This window comes from Anaerolineales bacterium (assembly GCA_022866145.1).
Taxonomy (GTDB): Bacteria; Chloroflexota; Anaerolineae; order Anaerolineales; family E44-bin32; genus PFL42.
Window position 1 is genome coordinate 1 of sequence record JALHUE010000085.1, and the last position, 2,909, is coordinate 2,909.

Here is a 2,909-nt window from a genome sequence, read left to right on the forward strand (position 1 = left end):
CCCGGCCATATAGTCCAGGATCATCTGCTCGTAGATGATCTCCCAGCGCGTGTCGAACGATACGGCGACGGTGTTCGTGTCCGACCAGCCGTATTCGCCCACGGTGTCCATATCCTTGCCCACGAACCAGACGCCCTTCGCCACGGCAACGTCCAGTGTGGAGCCCGAGTCGGTCTGCTGGGTCAGGACATCGACGTTGTAGGTATCAACCAGCGTCTCGGCTATGGCCTGCTCGTCGGCGGGCAGGAACCAGTTGCCAGCGTACTTGACGTACACGTTGATATCCTTGTTGAGGATCGCTGCCGCATCCTGCACGCCAAGGATAAAGCCGGCCTGGCGCCGGATCACCTGAACGCACGGGAAGGCGGAGGTGATGCCGATGTTGCCTGTCTCGGTCAGAGCCCCGGCGATGAGCCCTTCCAGGTACAGGGCCTGATACTGCTTGGGGAAGAACCGGATGAAATTCGGCTTGGTCGTCAGGTCGCTGGCAATGACGGACCCGAAGTACACGTCGGGGTATTTGTCGGCGATGTCCTTCAAGGGCATTCCGATGAACTCCGCATTGCCGATGACGATGTTCGCTCCGCTGGCGATCAGCTCTTCGGCGAAAGGATTGACCTGATCGGGAGCGACATTCTCGCGGTAGACGTACGTGACGTTAGGGTATTTCTCGGCGATGCGCTTGGCGGCACGGTCGTGGGCTCCGGACCAGGTCGTTCCTGCAATGGGACTGAAGTGCTCAATCGCCAGGGTGATCTTCATCGGTTCCTGAGTTGGCTCAGCGACCGCCGCCGTGGGCTGCGCGGGCGCGGCCGTGGGCGGCTCGGCCGGCGGCGGAGGCGGCGCGGCCGTGGGGGTCGCGGGCGCACAGGCCCCCAGCAGCATGCTGGCGACCACGAGCAGCGCTACGAGCACAAAGGACTTCTTGGGCTTCATAATCACTTCCTCCCTCGCTATCATCTGAGAATGGGGACGGATGGGCGGGAGCATGGTTGGTTATCGATGGGTCGGTGACCTCCCTTCGTTGGTCTCATCCCGTGTCGTTATGGTGGGGTATGACCGCGATCGGTCCGGGTTGCAGCCCGGCTCCGGCCAATGCGCGGCCGACGGTCATGCCTTCGATACTACAGGCATATGGCCGAATCTGCCAATCGCAAGGCGTGGCTGCTTGAGGCAGCCCCCCATGCCGGCTGCTGACGCTAGCGCGCAGCGGCACGCGCCTGCAAGGTTTCATTCAGCTTGCCCAGGGCTTGTTCAATCATGCTTCGGCTCACCGAATCGAACAGGCGTTGGCCTACGCTGGCGACCTTCCCGCCAATCTGCACCTCACCGGCGTACTTCATCAAGGTTTTGTCCTGGCCTTGATCTGTCATGTCGATGTTCCCGACGCCCTTGAGGAACCCGACCTTTCCCTTCCCTTCCACGGTCAGGGTGCAACTGGCGGGCGGTACTTCGTTGGTGACAGACAGCTGGCCTGCGAAGGCTCCCGAAATGGGGCCGACGCGGACCCCGATCTCTCCCTCGTACTCATGCTCACCCACCTGACGCATGCTCTGCGTGCCCGGCAGGCAGGTGGCCAAGACCTTCGGGTCCCGCACCAGCTCCCAGAGGACTTCGCGCGGACCGTCAAAGGTGTACTGACCTTCGATTCTCATCGAGCCTCCTTCCGGCCCCACAGTTCATACAGGCGGTTCGGGCTGAGGGGACTCTCAAGGATCTCCAGCTCCCGATCGGCCAGTGCATTCTCGACGGCCTGAGCGAAGAGGGCGGGCACTGGGATCGTTCCCGCTTCACCGACTCCCTTGGTGCCCAGTTCGTTCAGGGGGGAGCGGGTTTCCATATGGCCAACCTCGATGCGCGGCATCTCCGTCGCCGACGGGATCAGGTAGTCCGCAAAGGAGGCGTTCAGCAGCTGTCCGTACTCATCGAAGTGCAGCTTCTCGTAGTAGGCGTTGCCGATGCCCAGGGATACGCCCCCGTGGATCTGGCCCTCCAGGATCAGGGGGTTGAGCACCGTGCCGCAATCCTCGACCGTGACGTAGCGCTTGATCTCGATCATCATGGTTTCCGGATCGATCTCGAGGATCATGGCATGGGCGCCGAAGGCCGTGGCGCCGTAGCGCGGACCGAAGTAGGACGTGGCTTCCAGGCCGGGTTCGGTGCCCGGCTCGACGGCCCCTCGCAGGGGGTTGGCCAGCGCGGCCAGTTCGGCCAGGCTGATGGACTTGTCGGGGATATCCGCCACGCGGGCCATGCCCCCTTCAAGCTCCAGTTCGTCCAAAGGGGTCTGCAGCTCCTTGCTGGCCAGTTCCAGCACCTTGCGGCGCACAATCGAGGCGGCGGCGTGGATGGCGTTGCCGGCGACGACGGCCCCGCGGCTGGCGAAGGTGCCGGTTCCCCAGTGGAACTCGGCGGTGTCGCCGGACACAACGCGCACATCGCTCACCGCCACCCCGAGCTGTTCGGCCACGACCTGGGCGAAGGTCGTGAAGTGGCCCTGCCCCTGGGTGCCGACCCCCGTGGCGACGTGGATCTTGCCGCTGGCCTCGACCGTCACGCGGGCGCCTTCATAGGGACCAACGCCTGTCGACTCGATGAAGGGGGTGATGCCGATGCCCACGTATCTCCCCTCGTTGCGGAGGCGGGGCTGCTCCTCGCGGACGAACTTCTCGTAGCCGATCATCTCCAGCGCCTTCTGCATCACGGGCCAGTAGTTGCCGCTGTCCAGGATGAGCGGCGCAAAGGCCTGGTCGATGATCCCGTGCTCATAGGGAAAAGCATCCGGAGGAATAAGATTGCGCTTGCGGATTTCTACCAGATCAATTCCCAACTCTTTGGAAGCGATATCGAGTAGGCGCTCTATGATGTAGATGCCTTGAGGCCGCCCGGCTCCCCGAACGGGAGTGACA

Annotated in this window: 3 protein-coding genes; all 3 read right to left on the minus strand. The window is 63.2% G+C overall.

Features of this window, described 5'->3' with window-relative positions; translation table 11 throughout:
- Window positions 1-936: BMP family ABC transporter substrate-binding protein (locus MUO23_02860; protein ID MCJ7511895.1), on the minus strand; the 936-nt coding region annotated here is incomplete at its 3' end.
- 263 nt (window positions 937-1,199) lie between these two features.
- Complete coding sequence (locus MUO23_02865) at window positions 1,200-1,655, minus strand: carbon monoxide dehydrogenase subunit G (protein MCJ7511896.1); 456 nt, start codon at window positions 1,653-1,655, stop codon at window positions 1,200-1,202.
- On the minus strand, window positions 1,652-2,909 hold a 1,258-nt coding region (locus MUO23_02870), incomplete at its 5' end, for a molybdopterin-dependent oxidoreductase (protein MCJ7511897.1). The genes MUO23_02865 and MUO23_02870, both read right to left, overlap by 4 nt.

Bases quoted from the DNA above. Each gene is read 5' to 3' on its own strand.
- MUO23_02865 (MCJ7511896.1), bottom strand. From the start codon at position 1,655: ATGAGAATCGAAGGTCAGTACACCTTTGACGGTCCGCGCGAAGTCCTC.